12 protein-coding genes are annotated in these 14689 nt (G+C 41.2%); 10 read left to right on the top strand and 2 right to left on the bottom strand.

From position 1 onward, the window contains the following. Positions 1-394 precede the first annotated feature (394 nt). Both AHMF7605_RS05155 and AHMF7605_RS05150 read left to right on the top strand, forming a co-directional pair. Entirely contained in the window at positions 395-1774 is a 1380-nt protein-coding gene (locus AHMF7605_RS05155; RefSeq protein ID WP_106927094.1) for a PhoH family protein, read from the top strand. Between the two features lie 235 nt (positions 1775-2009). Continuing rightward, positions 2010-2501 (top strand): GNAT family N-acetyltransferase, encoded by a 492-nt coding sequence (locus tag AHMF7605_RS05150; protein WP_106927092.1) that lies wholly within the window; start codon positions 2010-2012, stop codon positions 2499-2501. 158 nt (positions 2502-2659) lie between these two features. Here AHMF7605_RS05150 and AHMF7605_RS05145 read toward each other — a convergent pair whose 3' ends face one another. Next, positions 2660-3178 carry a DinB family protein gene (locus tag AHMF7605_RS05145; RefSeq protein WP_106927090.1) on the bottom strand — a complete coding sequence of 173 codons (519 nt, stop codon included), beginning with the start codon at positions 3176-3178 and terminating at the stop codon, positions 2660-2662. 138 nt (positions 3179-3316) lie between these two features. Between AHMF7605_RS05145 and AHMF7605_RS05140 the strand changes: the two genes are divergently transcribed. The 8 genes from AHMF7605_RS05140 to AHMF7605_RS05105 all read left to right on the top strand — a co-directional run bounded on the left by AHMF7605_RS05140 (position 3317) and on the right by AHMF7605_RS05105 (position 12244). Then, on the top strand, positions 3317-3769 hold the full coding sequence (locus AHMF7605_RS05140; RefSeq protein ID WP_106927088.1) for a YkvA family protein: 453 nt from the start codon (positions 3317-3319) through the stop codon (positions 3767-3769). A 71-nt stretch (positions 3770-3840) separates the two neighbouring features. Then, complete coding sequence (locus AHMF7605_RS05135) at positions 3841-4662, top strand: SDR family oxidoreductase (protein WP_106927086.1); 822 nt, start codon at positions 3841-3843, stop codon at positions 4660-4662. A 27-nt stretch (positions 4663-4689) separates the two neighbouring features. Next, complete coding sequence (locus AHMF7605_RS05130; protein ID WP_233218949.1) at positions 4690-5931, top strand: BaiN/RdsA family NAD(P)/FAD-dependent oxidoreductase; 1242 nt, start codon at positions 4690-4692, stop codon at positions 5929-5931. A gap of 129 nt (positions 5932-6060) precedes the next feature. After that, a complete protein-coding gene (locus tag AHMF7605_RS05125) occupies positions 6061-6504 on the top strand; it encodes a ferritin-like domain-containing protein (RefSeq protein ID WP_106927084.1) in 444 nt (147 codons plus the stop codon). A 238-nt stretch (positions 6505-6742) separates the two neighbouring features. Then, complete coding sequence (locus AHMF7605_RS05120; RefSeq protein WP_106927082.1) at positions 6743-7891, top strand: Gfo/Idh/MocA family protein; 1149 nt, start codon at positions 6743-6745, stop codon at positions 7889-7891. Positions 7892-8720: 829 nt separating this feature from the next. Continuing rightward, entirely contained in the window at positions 8721-10262 is a 1542-nt protein-coding gene (locus AHMF7605_RS05115; RefSeq protein WP_106927080.1) for a B12-binding domain-containing radical SAM protein, read from the top strand. 200 nt (positions 10263-10462) lie between these two features. Then, a complete protein-coding gene (locus tag AHMF7605_RS05110; RefSeq protein ID WP_106927078.1) occupies positions 10463-11581 on the top strand; it encodes a fatty acid desaturase family protein in 1119 nt (372 codons plus the stop codon). Positions 11582-11917: 336 nt separating this feature from the next. Continuing rightward, positions 11918-12244, top strand: a complete 327-nt coding sequence (locus tag AHMF7605_RS05105) for a DMT family transporter (protein ID WP_106927076.1) — start codon at positions 11918-11920, stop codon at positions 12242-12244. A 163-nt stretch (positions 12245-12407) separates the two neighbouring features. Here the strand turns inward: AHMF7605_RS05105 and AHMF7605_RS05100 are convergent, their stop codons facing one another. After that, a complete protein-coding gene (locus tag AHMF7605_RS05100) occupies positions 12408-14156 on the bottom strand; it encodes a DEAD/DEAH box helicase (RefSeq protein ID WP_106927074.1) in 1749 nt (582 codons plus the stop codon). Positions 14157-14689 lie beyond the last annotated feature (533 nt).

Genomic DNA, 14689 nt, shown 5'->3' with positions numbered 1-14689 from the left:
TTTTACTTAATGTATAATTGCTTGCTGTCTATTTAAATGTAGGAAAATTTTTCATTCAAAAAACAATCAACCTATTTTAAACGAACTGGTACTTTATTTATTGAACTACTATAGCGGTATTAGTAAAAGTATTTCTTTACTACAAACCTTTTCCTTTTAAACAATTCTTTAACTTTTAAGTTACCTGTTTCTAAAAATTTAAATTTTAAAAGCTATAATCGGGTACCTATCTGGCAAACAGAATTTTAACTACTTTTCCCGTAAAAACTTTCCGGAGCAGTGCCTGTTTTAACAAGCGTTGCGTAGAAATAATCCGGCTCACTTGCTAGGAGTTGCGCCTGACATTAGCTAAACTACCAATAGAATTACTCTTTCAAACGATTACTCTGTGCATATGACTGAAACCCAAAAAGCAAAAAGAGCTCCTGCCCGTAAAAAAACCGAAACGCCTCCCAAAATCAAGAAAATTTTTGTGCTGGACACCTCTGTTATTCTCTACGACCACAGTGCCGTGGAACATTTTGAAGAAAACGATGTCGCTATTCCGATTACCGTTTTAGAAGAACTCGACAATTTTAAAAAAGGAAACGACATTAAAAATTTTGAAGCCCGGGAATTTATTCGCTTTATCGACCAACTTTCGCACGAAAATAAGCTTCAGGACTGGTTGCCGCTCAAAGGCAAGAATAAAGGTAACTTCCGGGTATTAATGACCCACGACTCGCCGGTAGATGCCGAGAAAGTATTTAATGAACGTAAGGCCGACCATAAGATTTTAAATTCGGCGTTGCAGTTACAGCACGAACGACCCGATAGCAAAGTAATACTGGTTACCAAAGACATTAACCTGCGCTTAAAGGCCCGCGCTTTGAATTTGCCCGCCGAAGATTATGAAACCGGCAAGGTGCAAAATGTAAATGCTTTGTATACGGGCTTGGATCGCTTAGAAAATGTTCCGGCCAGTTTAATTAATGAATTATACGAAACCGGGGTATCCTCTAATCTGGAAATTTTAAAGCAAGAGCCCCAGGATAATCATTATTACATTCTAAAGAGTTTTAAAAATTCGGTTCTAGCCTATTTCAATCCGGTGGAGCGGCGTTTAGAGCGGGTAGATAAATTAACGGGTTATGGTATAAAGCCGCGCAATGCCGAACAAGCTTTTGCTTTGCACGCTATCATGAACCCAATGGTAAAACTGGTAACCATACAAGGAGTAGCCGGTACGGGTAAAACTTTGTTAACGCTGGCCGGCGCCATTGAGCAACGCCGCAACTACAAGCAAATTTACCTGGCGCGCCCTATTGTGCCGTTAAGTAACCGTGATATTGGCTTTTTACCCGGGGATATTAAGTCGAAAATAAATCCCTACATGGAGCCGCTCTGGGATAATCTTAAATTTATTCAGAACCAATTTGTAGAAACGAGTAAAGAGCACCAGAAATTAAAAGAGTTAACGGAGCAGGAGAAACTAGTTATTACTCCTCTGGCTTATATTCGGGGCCGGAGTTTATCGAACATTTTCTTTATCGTCGACGAAGCGCAGAATCTTACGCCGCACGAAATTAAAACTATAATAACGCGGGCCGGCGAAAATACAAAAATTGTGTTTACCGGTGATATTTATCAGATTGATACTCCTTACTTAGATACGCAAAGTAACGGTTTGTCTTATTTAATTGATAAAGCCAAAAACCATCCGCTATATGCCCATATAACATTACTGAAAGGAGAGCGGTCGGAGTTAGCTAACTTAGCCAACGAACTTTTATAGATTAAACGCATTAATTGGCCTGCTCTGCTAGCGCGGAGTGGGCCATATTATTTAAGCGGCAGGTATTCTTTAGCGGAAAACCTTTTTGATCTAAATTTCTACTGCATTCTTGCTAAACTTTCATTTAGCGGGGCGCTGTTCTGAAATTATTTGCTGCCTAATTCGTAGAAAAATAGTCTTCAAGTTTTTTGTTTTAAGGCAAATTAGTATTTACTCTTATGAGCAAAGTAAAATCATGCAAATTATTGAGTTAACCGCCAGTCACTCCTTAAACTATAAAAATTTCTTTCTGCAAGGCTTGCGCGACCATCCCGATTGTTTTCGCACCAGCCCCAGCGATGAAAGATGGGCTTATTTCCCGACGGAAGGCACTGCGGAAAGTTTTACCCTGGCAGCCGTTACCGAACAAGAAGAATTAATGGGAGTCGTTAGTTTCGAGCGCGATACGTCCCGGAACATGCGCCATAAAGCTTTACTCTACCGGATGTACGTGAGCAATCACTTTGCGGGCAAAGGAATTGGTAAAACTCTTATTCAAAACACCCTAAACCGGGCCCGGCAAATACCTGGATTGGAGCAAGTATATCTTACCGTAATCGCCAGTAACATAAAAGCTAAAAAATTATACAGCAGCTTTGGATTTGAGCCTTTTTCCCACGAAAAAAATGCTATTAAAACTGCGGCGGGTATTTACTACCACGAAGAACAAATGGTTCTATTTTTATAAGTTTTGTCGCTTATTCTAACGCTACTATTCCCGAAATATAATTTCGTACCCTTCCAACTTAGTTTTTAGATCAAGTCTTACCTGATGAAGTAAATGGGAGTAATTATGTGGCATCCATTTTAATTCAAATTTCTAATTGGGCGAAGAAGCACCAGGTTTTACTTTAAACGATAACGTTCTTTTAAGATTTGTACGTGGTGAAATTCATGCGCCGCAATAACGGTAATTAATCCCCTTACGGTAGCGGGGTTGTTGTTGGCGGTGCCGGTTCTGGGCAAGGTAGTTTCATCGAAACTCTCGAATAAAATAATATTGGCTTGCCGTTGCCATTGATACTCCTGGAGCAAGCTGCTCCACTCCCGTTTACTGAATTGAGCATTGGCTACGTAGGCATTTTCCTCGAACCCAGGTAACGATTGTTCTTCGCCGCGGGCAATGCAGAGCGTCCGGTAAGCCATTATGCGTTCGGTATCAATCATGTGACCAAACAATTCTTTAACCGTCCATTTTCCCGCATCGTAGGCATAGTTTTGTTTTTCCGGCAGAAGTGGAGTCAACATTTTTTTTAATTCATCGGCCTGTTCTTGCAATCGTACCAAGATATCTCCTTCCGGAATTTGCTGGAGGTAACGATGGTAAAAAGGTGCTAGTTCGGCAATAGAAGCTTTTGCTATCATGATTTTCTAATTTTATTTATCAGAAAGGATATATTTGCAAGAATACATGAACGGGTAAAAGTATAAATCAATAGAGAATTGTTGCTACCTGAATGTAAATTTTTTCCGTATAAACCACTAAAATAACTTAAAAGCAACATGAGTAAATTAACGGATAAAGGTTTAGAAATTTCGAAAAAAGCTATTTTTCATATGTTAGTAAAGCGGGCCTCTGCCCTACTGGGCAAACCGGTAAAAATTGGTTTACTATTAAAAGAAGCTTACGATAAATTAGTGGACGTTAAAAGCTCCCAAAGCGGTTTTGCGCAGATTAAAGAAGTTTTTTTTACCTTTTTTCGTTTAGTGCGGGCCTACGCGAATGGTTCTTACCGGCAAATTCCTACTCGGGCCTTAGTGCTGGGGCTCGCCACTTTGCTATACCTGGTTATGCCCATTGATATCATTCCCGATTTTTTGCCGCTCATAGGATATTCCGATGATTTAAGCGTAATTGCCTGGTTCGTAACAACTTTCCAAAGTGAACTTACGCGCTTCCGGAGCTGGGAAACCCGCAACCAGGAAGAGGAAGAGCCCATGGTAGCCGTGGTTTAATTGTGTATTAGTTCATTAAAAGTTTTTTCTCCGGCATATTATTTCTCTACTTTTGCGCGGAAAAGCTTTTTATGAATAATACATGGAACCGGGTGAGTATTTTAGGCTGTGGCTGGTTAGGCTTACCTTTAGCTGAACGATTGGTATCTAGTGGTTACCAGGTGAAGGGCTCTACTACCTCCCCCGAAAAACTAGAATTATTACGCCAGAAAAATATTCAGCCATTTCTCATAAATCTTTCCGCTAACCCGGATGCTTTATATTTAGCGGATTTTCTGAAAGCCGATTGCCTGATTATTAGTTTTCCTCCCCGGCTTAGGGCCGGAGGCGAAGCGCTTTACCTTCCGCAAATCCAATTATTAACTTCGGCTTTGCGGCAATCATCGGTTAAAAAGGTTTTGTTTATTTCTTCTACTTCCGTATACCGCGAAGTGAATGGAACGGTAAAAGAAAATGATCCGGCAGTAATACTAAAGGAAAGTCCGTTATACCAGGCTGAAAACCTAATGCAGAACAGTTCTGGTTACAAAACAATTATTTTGCGCTTCGGGGGCTTAGTGGGCGGCAACCGCCATCCGGGGCGTTTTTTAGCCGGAAAAACAGAAGTACCTCAACCTGAGGCGCCGGTTAATTTAATTCACTTAGAAGATTGCTTACAGTTATGCGCTAAGCTGATTCAAAATCCGACTCCGCACCACGAAGTATATAATGCCGTGACGGATAAACATCCTTCCAGAAATGAATTTTATACCGCCGTCGCCAAAAATTTGGGCTTAACCCCGCCTCAATTTGCTGCTACAGAAACGCCCCAATTTAAAATAATCAGTAACGAAAAATTAAAAGTTGCCCTTGCATACGAATTTATTTACCCCGATCCCATGTTCTTCTTTTAACAAAAATTAAAATTTTGTCCCTGAATAGTGCTTAAAACAGAAACGATTGTGGTAGTGGGAGGTGGAGCCGCTGGCTTTTTTGGCGCCATTGCCTGTGCTGAAAATAACCCAGCCGCGAAAGTAATTCTACTCGAAAAAACCAATAAGCTGCTTGCTAAAGTGCGAATCTCCGGCGGTGGCCGGTGTAATGTCACGCATCATTGTTTTAACCCGAATCAGTTCATTCAGTTTTACCCGCGCGGAGGTAAATTTTTGAAAGCAGCTTTTAAAGAATTTGGCGCTACCGAAACGGTGGCCTGGTTTCAAAAGCATGGAGTTTGTTTGCACACCGAAGCCGATGGACGAATGTTTCCGGATACAAATGATTCTGCTACTATTGTGAACTGCCTACTGCGGGCGGCAAACCAAGCAAGAGTTAAAGTAGAAACAAGCTTAGGGGCAGAAAAAATAATTCCTCTTAACACTAATTTACAACCTGAGTTTGAGTTACAATTATCGAATGGGAATACGCTTCTGGCGCATAAAGTGCTGATTACTTCGGGGGGCGCTCCAAAATCTGAAAATTATCAGTGGCTACGTTACTTAGGTTTAACTATTCAGGAACCGGTACCCTCCTTGTTTACCTTTAACGTGCCCACCTCGCCTTTAAAAGAGTTAGCCGGTGTATCGGTACCGAAAGCCAGGGTGAAAATTGCGGGACAAAATCTGGAAAACGAAGGTCCGTTACTTATTACGCACTGGGGTTTTAGCGGACCGGCCGTATTAAAACTTTCGGCCTGGGGAGCCCGCATTTTACAACAGTTACAATACCATTTTACAATTTTAATTAATTGGGTTCCCGAACACACCGAAGAAACGCTGCGCACTTTTCTTTTGCGGTACCGGCACGAATTTCCTCGCCGAACCGTAGCCGCGCACCCGCTTTTTAACTTACCCCACCGCCTTTGGAAAGCCTTGATTCAATTAGTCCAAATTAACGAACAAGTTAAATGGGCCGAGTTACCGGCTAAAAATCAAAATAAATTGCTGGAGTACCTACTACGGGCTCCCTTTGCAGTACAGGGTAAAACTACTTTTAAAGAAGAATTTGTAACCTGTGGCGGATTGGACTTGAGCGAAATGGATGCTAAAACCATGCAGAGTAAAAAGATTCCGGGTTTGTTTTTCGCCGGCGAAGTGTTAGATGTGGACGGTGTTACCGGCGGGTTTAACTTCCAGGCCGCCTGGACGACGGCTTACGTAGCCGGTAAGGCCATGGCCAACTTGTAAACTTCCCTGCTTTACACCTTTTCACCCGATTTCGCGGGAATACTCTTTTTCTGGTAACATTTTGTTTGTCAAGGCAGTTTATAGAGAGTAAAATAAATTAAACTCTACCTGGTACTAACAAAATAAACTATGGACAAAGAAAAAGAAATTGTTTCGGTGGTGCACCACCTGATAGAACGCGCCAAAGATGGCGAGAAAGGCTACCGGACTGCTTCGCACGATGTGCACGAAGAAGATTTGAAAGGTTTATTCCGGCAATATGCGGTGCAACGCGACAGCATGATTACGGAACTGCAAGACCAACTGCACCGCATGGGCAAAACCGATAACGAAAGCGGCTCCGTAGAAGGTACCGTTCACCGAGCTTGGCTGGATTTATCTTCCGCCATTGTGGCCCGGGATCGCAAACGAATTTTGTCGGAATGTGAGCGTGGGGAAGATTACGCCGTATCCGCTTACGAAAAAGCCCTGAAAGCCGATTTACCGCACGAACTTAAAGCGATAGTGGAAAAACAATACCAACTGGTAAAAGAAGCCCACGATCATATTCGATCCCTGCGCGACTCAGCGTAGTAGAAAAATTCAAGTTTTACCGGCTTAGCCGGTAGAATTAAAAAAGGCAGAAGCTGGTTCCGGCTTCTGCCTTTTCTTTTAATCAGCTTTCTTGGTAAAAAATCATATTAAAAGGAATGAGTGCTTTCTTCCTGGGTTTGGCAATTAAAAATTTTGTAATCAACCGTAAAATTTTTGTATCCATTCAGATGAAAAGAATATATTTGGCGGTTCGTACCATCTCTCAATCTAAATAATTATGAAAAAAATAAAAGTAGGTGTAGCGGGTTTAGGTTTTATTGGTCCCGCCCACATCGAAGCGCTCCGTCGTCAGCCGGATATTGAAGTAATCGCCATTAATGATTTCAGCGAAGAATATGCTCGTACGAAAGCCGACAGCTTAGGCATTGAGAAATCGTATGGTAACTTCGATGCGATGCTGGCCGATCCGGATATAGCAGTAGTGCACATTTGTACCCCCAATTTTTTACATTACCCGATGGCCAAAGCTGCCTTGCTGGCTGGCAAACACGTCGTCTGCGAAAAGCCTTTGGCAAATACCGTGGCCGAAGCCGAAGAATTAGTGGCGTTAGCCGCAAAAACGGGTTTAGTAAATGCCATCCACTTTAATCTTCGGTATTATCCGTTAATCCGGCACATGCGGGCGATGCGGGTTAAAGGCGAATTGGGTAACGTGCATTCGGTAATAGGATCTTACCTGCAAGACTGGCTGTTCTACGCTACCGATTACAACTGGCGTTTAGAGCCCGATAAATCCGGCGAATCGCGGGCCATTGCCGATATTGGGTCCCACCTGATTGATTTAATTGAATATATTACCGGTTTAGAGATTACGGCGGTTATGGCCGATTTTTCGACCGTACACCCTAACCGGAAAAAGCCAACTAAGCCCATTGAAACGTATTCCGGCAAAATACTGCAACCCGAAGATTACCAGGAAGTGCCGATTAACACCGAAGATTATGCTACTGTCATGATTCGGTTTAACGATGGCAGCAAAGGAGTAGTAACAGTAAGCCAGGTTTCGGCCGGCCGGAAAAACCGCCTCAGTTTGGAAATTTCCGGTTCTAACCAAACGGTATCCTGGGTTTCTGAGTCGCCTAATAATTTATGGATTGGCAAACGCGACACAGCTAACGAAATGCTGATGCGCGACCCGGCACTGGTACACAAAGAAAGTGCCGCCTTAATTTCTTTCCCCGGTGGCCACAACGAAGGTTTTCCGGATACTTCCAAGCAATTATTTAAAGAAGTGTACGCGGCCGTGCGCGAAGGCAAACAACCGGCGGAACCTACTTACCCAATTTTCGCCGATGGTTTACGGGAATTAATATTGTGCGACAAAATTATTGAGAGTAATAAAAAACAAGCCTGGGTGCAAGTTTAAATATTTATTTTGTACCTGATAAAAAGCCTATTCTACCATAAAGAGTAGGCTTTTTATTTTTAAAAGCATTGTTGTGCAAGATTTTGCAGGTTAAAAAATGATTTTCCTGCCTTTTTCGTAAACATTAAGCAAAAATTACAATATATTTTGGATATAATACGTAAGATTAAATACGTACCGTTTCACAACTAAAATCTGAATTTTTTTGTTATCTAAAATATAATCCTAATATTAACAGCATTAAAAAATTAAAATTATTAAAATCTAATTTTTCGCACTTATTAAAAGGTTAAACTATTATTTGTTTTTCCTCTTATAAAAAGACCTATATTTTAAGTTTAAGAAGTTATACATTGATCTTCTGAGCCTGCTACTTCTGCATATTAGTTGCAGTAATATATTTCTTTCTATGTATTACGCTTTGTTAAATCACTCAACTAATATGTTATGTCCTTACCTATAATATTCACTTATTATAAATTTTCTTTCTTCCTTTTGTCTCTTCAGTCAGGAAAAAATATAAATAAGGCTCTTGCCGATTACAAAAAGGTTGTTCCTTTATGGCTAAGCATAAGAGGTAATATAACTTAATTAAATGAAAGCTTTTTCCGCAGAGAATTAGCTCTTTTTAAAATATTGGGTAATTGGTTACCTCATACCCCTATTCTATTCTAATTCTAAGAATTAAATCAATCCCTAAAACTTACTTATTCTTCCGTTCAGGATTCTTTTATAGTTTCCTGAATGGTAAACGAAAGTTGCACTCCTTGTAGGCGGGCTTACGTGCTTTATATTACCTTAAGAAACCAGAATCATTAGATATAAAAAAATGACAAAATTAAAAATTGGAGTTATTGATCTGGTAAGCAAAGGGCCTACCAATACTTTATGGGCCCGAACGATGCATGCTAACCTCGCGAGTATTATGCCCCAAGTGGTGGCGACCTGGTGCGAACAACAGGGACATGAAGTAACTTTAATGTGTTATACCGGCCTGGAAGATTTGCGCAAGGAATTACCGAAAGGCTTGGATCTGGTTTTTCTCTGCTCTTTTACCCAAGCAGCTTTACTGGCTTATGCACTTAGTAATTATTTCCGGAGCCAAGGCGCGGTAACGGTATTAGGTGGCCCGCATGCCCGGTGCTATCCGGATGATGCGGTGAAATATTTTGATTATGTATTGGGTTTTACGCACCAATCTACCATTGTTGAAGTATTAGAAGATTGTGCGCCGCAGCGTCCTGTAGGCAAACATCTTTCGGCCGGCCGGCAACCGGCTCACTTACCGGGAGTAAAGGAGCGCTGGAAGTTTATTGAGCCCACTCTTAAAAAAGCGCCTTTTCTGCAAATGGTGCCTATGATTGGCAGCGTAGGTTGCCCTTATACCTGTTCTTTCTGCATTGATGCTTCGGTGCCGTATCAGCCCATGAATTTTGAAGTTATTAAAGAAGATTTGCGTTTTTTATTAACTAAATTTAAAAGACCCTACGTGGGTTGGCATGATCCTAACTTTGGCGTACGCTTTGAAGATAACATGGAAGCCATTGCCACCGCGGCTCCCCTAAAAAGCTTCCGTTTTATAGCAGAAAGTAGTCTTTCCATTCTAAGCGAAGAACATTTGCAGGTGATGGAGCGAAATGGTTTTGATGCTTTGTTACCGGGTATTGAATCTTGGTACGAACTAGGAAATAAATCGCGGACAAATAAACTTGCGGGAGAAGATAAGGTAAACCGGATTTCGGAACACGTAAATATGATGTTCCGGTATGTGCCTTACGTACAAACTAACTTTGTTTTAGGTTTAGATAGCGATTCTGGCGAGGAGCCTTTTGAACTCACCAAACGTTTTGTGGATTTATCGCCGGCTGCTTTCCCGGGTTATTCTCTGTTGAGTGCCTTCGGCGAAGCGGCTCCTCTTAATTTAGATTACCAGCGCAAGGGCCGGGTATTGGCTTTTCCTTTTCACTTTCTTAATAATCATCTGGCCATGAATGTGAAGCCGCAAAATTACGAATGGTTGGATTTTTACGATAAGGTGATTGATTTAACGGCCTATACTTTCTCCAATAAAGCCATTTACCGGCGCTTTAAATATGGTCCGAGCCGGGCCGCCAAGTGGATGAATTTTATGCGGGCAGTTTCTTCGGAAGGACATGGTCGTTTGCGGTTTTACCGGGAAGTACGCAAAAGATTAGTAGAAGACCGGATGTTCCGGCAATACTTTGAAGGTGAATCGCAGCAGTTACCGGAATTTTATACGAATATAATCAAAAAAGATTTAGGCATATGGTGGCAATGGCTACCAAAAGGAGCAATCCATCACAACCAGAATGCTTATTTGCATAAAACCTCCGCCTCTTTAATCGTCTAAATACTCTTATCTATCCTCTAAGAAACTTATTTATTTAAACTAATTCTTCTTATTAATTGACCTTCATTTAAAGGTTAATCAGGAGAATTTTGCCTAAACACACATCCGTTATTCTGCATTTTATAACACATTACTTCTTCCATTAAGGTAATGCCTTACCGGCATTATATTTTTTTATTTTGATTCTCCAACTATTATTTATGTCAACAAAGATCAAGTTCACCAACGCGAACAAATCAACATTTTTTGCCACTACCCGCCAACGGGTAGAAAATTACTTAAAAGAAAACACCACTTCTAAATTTGCGAACAAAGCCATGTGGGTGAAAACTATATTTTACCTGTCCGGCTTTCTGGCTCTGTATCTGCTAATTATTTCCAATATGTTTCCTATCTGGACTATGTTTGGCTTAGCGCTATTACTCGGCGTATTTTGTGCTTTTATTGGGTTTAATGTTTGCCACGACGCTATTCACGGCGCCTTTTCTGCAAATCAAAAAATAAATAAAATATTCAGTTTTTTATTTAATCTTATTGGAGCAAGTCCTTATGTCTGGAGTATTACGCATAATGTAGTCCACCATACGTACACGAACATTCCGGGTCACGACGAAGATATTGAAGTTGCACCCGGCTTAATCCGGATTTCGGAAGAGAGAAAAGTTACTAAAATTCAGCGTTTCCAGCATTTCTATGCTTTTGGCGTTTATAGTTTAGCTTCTCTTTCCTGGGTACTTCGTAAAGATTACGTGAAGTTTTTTCAGAAAAAAATCGGAGAACACAGTAACGTTAACCACCCTAAACGCGAATATTTTAATTTGTTCTTTTACAAAGCCATCTATTATTTCTGGTTCATAGCCCTGCCGCTCCTGGTTTTAGATATTACCTGGTGGCAATTTGTAATTGGGTTTATCTGTCTGCACTTAGCCGAAGGCTTAACCATGGGCTTGGTTTTTCAGTTAGCCCACGTAGTAGAAGGAACGGATTATCCATTACCAAACGAGCAGGGAAATATAGAGGAAGCCTGGGCGGATCACCAGATGCGCACTACGGCAAATTTTGCCACGAATAGTAAAATGGCCAGTTTCTTTTTAGGCGGATTAAACCGGCAAATTGAGCATCATCTTTTCCCAAAAGTCTGCCATATTCATTATCCGAAAATAGCTTCCATTGTTAAACAAACCGCTTTAGAATTTGATTTACCTTATCTGGAAAGCCCTTCTTTTAGCGCAGCATTAAAATCGCACTACCGGATGCTGAAAAAGTTTGGCTGGGAAGCGTATTACCAAATCAACGATTTAAAAACAGGAAAAATCTAACCCATCCTGGTTTTTGAATCCATTTAGCAGGTTTTAACCTTATTTATTCTGGTTGAAACCTGCTTTTATTTTGTTAATCAACCACTTATTTAAGAGTCGCGTTTCATTTTTATTGTAATTGAATGGAGAAAAATAATATACTAAAACCTAGATTACTTTAGAAGTTAAAGAATTCGAAGTTAGAACAATTAGCTCCAAACGGTACAAATTTCTAACTTTGGTTTTTTGATGTCGTAATGCCCATTATTATTAACAAAGTAAACAAATCGGCAAACGTGCGGGCAGGTGTTTACACCAGTTAATGAAAAATTTTTAAAATAGAATACTTCTTACCAAATGGCTTGGTTCCTTTTAATTGTAGCAGGTTTGTTGGAAATTGGATTTACTACCTGTTTAACCAAAGCAAAAGAAGCTTCCGGTATTTACTATTACGCCTGGATAAGTGGTTTCTTTGTTTCCATGACTTTAAGCATGTACTTTTTGTACCGGGCCACCCTCACCTTACCCATGGGAACGGCTTACGCTGTCTGGACGGGAATTGGTGCGGTTGGAACGGCCATAATTGGCATTTTATTCTTTAAAGAGCCCGCCGAATTCTGGAGAATAATTTTTATAACTACTTTAATTGGTTCCATAGTAGGCTTGAAGGCAGTTTCTCATTAATCTTTGTCCATTTTCTTTACCAATATTATTTACTTAAAAACTTTCCTGAAATCAAAAAGGCTCATCCTTAAACAAGATGAGCCTTTAATTTAATAGCTAAAGATCAGGTATTTATTTAAATCTCCTTGCTTGATAAGGAGCAACAAAAATTTAGTTTCTGATATTAATAGCTACGTTTTTTCTTTTTATCGGAACTACTAAAACGGGAGCCAAAACCACCTCGCTCCGACCGATCGGTAAAACCACCGCGGCTACTCCCGCGGTCAGAATAGCTACTACGTTCGCTCCGTCCTTTTTCGCGGTCGTTACCTCTTTCGCTCCGTTCTTCACCGGAACCCGCGGTTTTCTTTTGCGCCTTCTCAAAAGAAACGGGTTTGCCCAATAGAGTGGTGCGGCCTAGCTTATCTACTATTTCGGAAGTATACTCTTTCGGTACTTCCACAAAGGAAAACTTATCGTACAAGCTAATATCGCCTACTTTACTGGCCGGCAAGCTGGTGTTATCCGAAATAATTTCGACAATATCTTTCGGGTTTACGCGGTCTTTCTTTCCAATGGTAACAAACAAACGGCTCATGCCCTCCCGCGGACCATCGAGTTCTTTGGAAACTTCTTTGGCTTTTTCTTCGCGCATACTCATTTTCATGAGTGCCGCCGCAATTTCCAAAGAAGTAAAATCTTCGGCTAATAAGCGCTCTACCCGGGCAATGTGCTTGGTTAAATTACCTTTCTGAATAACTTCTTTTACCTGGCTTAAGAACAAGTTGGTTTTTACCTCGGCTACATCTTCGTAGCTCGGTACGCTGGCCAACTTAATCTTCGCGTTGGTAAAACGCATGATATCTTTTAACTTATAAATATCCCGGCCCGAGACAAACGAGAAAGCTTTACCCGATTTACCGGCGCGGCCCGTCCGGCCAATGCGGTGCACGTAGGCTTCTTCGTCTTGCGGTAAGTCGTAATTAAATACCGCTTCCAAGTCTTCCACGTCGATACCACGGGCCGCCACGTCGGTAGCCACTAATATTTCCAGCGTGCTGGCTTTAAATTTCGCCATTACGTTGCTCCTTTGCGTCTGGTTCATGTCGCCGTGTAAGCCATCGGCAAAATAACCGCGGGCTTGTAAATTACCTACTAACTCATCCACCATGCGCTTGGTATTACAGAAAACCAGCACTGATTTTAAATTATACATGTCCAGAACCCGGGAAAGCACATCCATTTTCATGTTGTTGCGCACTTCGTAGTAAACCTGCTCAATGTTGGTTACCGTTAATGTCTGGTGTACCACTTTTACGATCTGCGGATTGGTCTGGTATTTTTTGGTAAGCTCCATAATGGGCTTACTCATCGTGGCCGAAAAGAAAATAGTCTGGCGGTCGGCGGGGATTTTGGTTAACACAAATTCAATATCTTCCCGGAAACCCATGTCCAGCATTTCGTCGGCTTCGTCCAGAATAATTTTTTTAACTTTATCTAGTTGCAAGGTACCGCGTTCAATGTGGTCCATTACCCGGCCGGGGGTACCAATAACAATTTGTACTCCTTGCTTTAAAGCCCGCAATTGGCGGTCGTAAGCCTGGCCGCCATAAATGGGCACCGTGCTAATATTACGCTTATATTTAATTAGTTTATTAACTTCTTCGGAAACCTGGATCGCCAGTTCCCGAGTTGGGCACAAAATCAAGGCCTGCACGCTTTTATCATGCTCATCGATGCTCTCGATGGTAGGAATGGCAAAAGCCGCGGTTTTTCCGGTTCCGGTTTGCGCCTGGCCGATCACGTCCTGGCCGCGCATTAAAACCGGAATCGCTTCGGTTTGGATGGGGGATGCTTCTTCAAAGCCCATGTCGGCAATAGCGCGTTGCATTTCCGGCGAGAGCGGAAGCTCGTCAAATCTTAAATTGTTCATGAATTAAATTTTTTATAAAAAATGGTTTTACGCAATCTGGCATCAGCAGGCTTGCATTGGAACCGGTATTTATCATTTATGAAGGCAAAAATGAGACGGGTTTTAATGCAACAAATCGAGCGACAAAAAATTTAAATGAAGATAAATCCGTACGCTGATTCCAAAATTCCGAGGCAAAGGTAGGCTTTTTATTTACATTTTACACTAACCTCCTTTGCTTAATGATAATATAACAAGCCTCCCAACGTTTTAATTCATTCCACTCTTCTATCTTCTGGAGATTTATTCCTGATTACTTTCCTCAATTTTTATAATGGCGCGAATTTACTTCCGTGACTTTTGAATCAGATCAAGGTAGAAAATTTAAAAATTTTCGTTCGCATAGTTGCTGCATTAGCTTTTATTATAAAGTGAGTTGTTTCATGGCTGAGGTCTTTGTTCTTTTTGTCTTGACAAAAAGAACCAAAAAAACGCAAGACGCTAAAAACTCGCTGACCGCTCGAACAGTTTAGCGTCATTTTCTGCACCTGGCT

It is taken from the genome of Adhaeribacter arboris (assembly GCF_003023845.1).
Classification (GTDB): domain Bacteria; phylum Bacteroidota; class Bacteroidia; order Cytophagales; family Hymenobacteraceae; genus Adhaeribacter; species Adhaeribacter arboris.
The sequence above is the reverse complement of the archived record's forward strand: the minus strand, read 5'-3'. Positions and strand labels throughout refer to the sequence as shown.

Bases quoted from the DNA above. Each gene is read 5' to 3' on its own strand.
- AHMF7605_RS05155 (WP_106927094.1), top strand. From the start codon at position 395: ATGACTGAAACCCAAAAAGCAAAAAGAGCTCCTGCCCGTAAAAAAACC.
- AHMF7605_RS05150 (WP_106927092.1), top strand. From the start codon at position 2,010: ATGCAAATTATTGAGTTAACCGCCAGTCACTCCTTAAACTATAAAAAT.
- AHMF7605_RS05145 (WP_106927090.1), bottom strand. From the start codon at position 3,178: ATGATAGCAAAAGCTTCTATTGCCGAACTAGCACCTTTTTACCATCGT.
- AHMF7605_RS05140 (WP_106927088.1), top strand. From the start codon at position 3,317: ATGAGTAAATTAACGGATAAAGGTTTAGAAATTTCGAAAAAAGCTATT.
- AHMF7605_RS05135 (WP_106927086.1), top strand. From the start codon at position 3,841: ATGAATAATACATGGAACCGGGTGAGTATTTTAGGCTGTGGCTGGTTA.
- AHMF7605_RS05125 (WP_106927084.1), top strand. From the start codon at position 6,061: ATGGACAAAGAAAAAGAAATTGTTTCGGTGGTGCACCACCTGATAGAA.
- AHMF7605_RS05120 (WP_106927082.1), top strand. From the start codon at position 6,743: ATGAAAAAAATAAAAGTAGGTGTAGCGGGTTTAGGTTTTATTGGTCCC.
- AHMF7605_RS05115 (WP_106927080.1), top strand. From the start codon at position 8,721: ATGACAAAATTAAAAATTGGAGTTATTGATCTGGTAAGCAAAGGGCCT.
- AHMF7605_RS05110 (WP_106927078.1), top strand. From the start codon at position 10,463: ATGTCAACAAAGATCAAGTTCACCAACGCGAACAAATCAACATTTTTT.
- AHMF7605_RS05105 (WP_106927076.1), top strand. From the start codon at position 11,918: ATGGCTTGGTTCCTTTTAATTGTAGCAGGTTTGTTGGAAATTGGATTT.
- AHMF7605_RS05100 (WP_106927074.1), bottom strand. From the start codon at position 14,156: ATGAACAATTTAAGATTTGACGAGCTTCCGCTCTCGCCGGAAATGCAA.